This window comes from Campylobacter sp. RM12640 (genome assembly GCF_020137595.1).
Taxonomy (GTDB): Bacteria; Campylobacterota; Campylobacteria; order Campylobacterales; family Campylobacteraceae; genus Campylobacter_E.
In genome coordinates, this window is record NZ_JACGAU010000052.1 from 1 (window position 1) to 1,645 (window position 1,645).

Genomic DNA, 1,645 nt, shown 5'->3' on the forward strand with positions numbered 1-1,645 from the left:
GTTGATTTTCTAATTAAAATTTCATATCGAATTTAGCTAGTTAAACTAGCTAAATTTTGACAATTTTTAATATTTTGAAGATTTATAAGCTTATTTGTCTTTATAATGAGAGCCGCATTGAGCGATTAGGATTTTCCCATCTGCGATTTTATATACAATCCTATTTTTTTTATCAATTCTTCTACTATAATAACCAGCTAAATCACCGCTTAATCTCTCTGGTTTTCCTATCCCTAAATAGCCGTTTCTATCAATGTCTTTTATTAATTCTATAATCCTTTTTAGCACTTGTTTATCGTTTTCTTGCCAATACAAAAAATCTTCCCAAGCATCATTAGACCAGCATTTAATCATTTAAAACATCTTTTGTAATGTATTCACCTTTTTCCAATTCAGCGATAGATTTTTTTAATCTATCAATATTTTTTTTAGAATAAAATGGATCGACTTTTAGCTCAAATGGTAAGCCATTATTAATAATTACTTGTTTGTAAAATGCAAGTGTAGCACTACTTAAAGTAAGTCCTAATTCATTAAATATATTTTCAACTGCGATTTTGTCTTCTTCACTTATTCTTATTGAGATATTTTTCATTTTCACTCCTTTTTTAAGTAATTATATGTAATAAATATTATATTATCAATACAATATAATACATATTATATAAAAAGGATAAAAAATGTTAAAATTATTAAGATTTCTATGCAAAATTGCTTTTAAGCCATTATTTAAACTATTCAAAAGCCAAAAAGAATTAAGCCTAAAATATTTTTGCCTTTATTCATTTGAGTTTAAAAAATCATCTTTAAAGCCAAGCACAATTGAAAACAAAAAATACCTTCATAAAATGCTTTTTGAAATATTAAAAGATATAAAAATCAAAGAATTTACAAAATTAAAAGCTTATGAATTGATAAAAACTTTACAAGAAAAATCATTAAAATATAGCACTATAAAACAACTCATATCATACGCAAATGAAGGTATAAATTTAGCTTTAGAACTAGGAATAATCACTCAAAATCCATTAAAAAATATCAAATTCCTAAAACCTACAAAAGCCATTAAACCAAACAAAACCATCAAACAACTTCACATAAAAAAGCTATTAAATAAAGCCAAAGGAGAGCTTAAAACATTTTTATATTTTGCTTTTTACACAGGAGCAAGAGCTAGTGAAATATTAGCAATCACCAAAAAAGATATAAATTATAAGCAAAACTTAATAAGCATTACCAAAAACGCCACAAGATACGGCATAACCACTCCAAAAAATGGAAAATCAAGGATAATCCCGCTATCAAACGCACTTAAAAAAGAATTAGAAAATATTAATTTTTCTCATTTTAGTTTAGATTATTTTGCTATTTATTATCAGTTTAATAAATTAAAAAAATCTCTGAATTTAAAAATAGGTAGCCTACACTCTACAAGGCACACTTTTGCGTCAAACTGCATACATTTAAAGCTTGATTTACCAATCATCGCAAAGCATTTAGGACACAACGATATAACAATGTTAAGTAGGGTTTATTCACACGAAATTTATTCTAAAAGTGAGTATGCCAAACTTAAAAATTTGTCATATTTTAAGTAAAATTTAAGAATAATATAAATAAAATACACCAACGCTTTTGATTTACA

At 25.3% G+C, this 1,645-nt stretch carries 3 protein-coding genes; 1 reads left to right on the forward strand and 2 read right to left on the reverse strand.

Annotated elements, in window-relative coordinates; genetic code table 11:
* Positions 1-90: 90 nt before the first annotated feature.
* Together AVBRAN12640_RS09800 and AVBRAN12640_RS09805 are read right to left on the reverse strand one after the other, a co-directional pair.
* Entirely contained in the window at positions 91-354 is a 264-nt protein-coding gene (locus AVBRAN12640_RS09800; protein ID WP_214119495.1) for a Txe/YoeB family addiction module toxin, read from the reverse strand.
* Positions 347-595 carry a type II toxin-antitoxin system RelB/DinJ family antitoxin gene (locus AVBRAN12640_RS09805; protein ID WP_214119493.1) on the reverse strand — a complete coding sequence of 83 codons (249 nt, stop codon included), beginning with the start codon at positions 593-595 and terminating at the stop codon, positions 347-349. Before AVBRAN12640_RS09805 ends, AVBRAN12640_RS09800 begins: the two co-directional genes overlap by 8 nt.
* An 85-nt stretch (positions 596-680) precedes the next feature.
* On the opposite strand from AVBRAN12640_RS09805, the gene AVBRAN12640_RS09810 reads away from it, so the two are divergent.
* On the forward strand, positions 681-1,598 hold the full coding sequence (locus tag AVBRAN12640_RS09810; RefSeq protein WP_336609160.1) for a tyrosine-type recombinase/integrase: 918 nt from the start codon (positions 681-683) through the stop codon (positions 1,596-1,598).
* Positions 1,599-1,645: the final 47 nt, after the last annotated feature.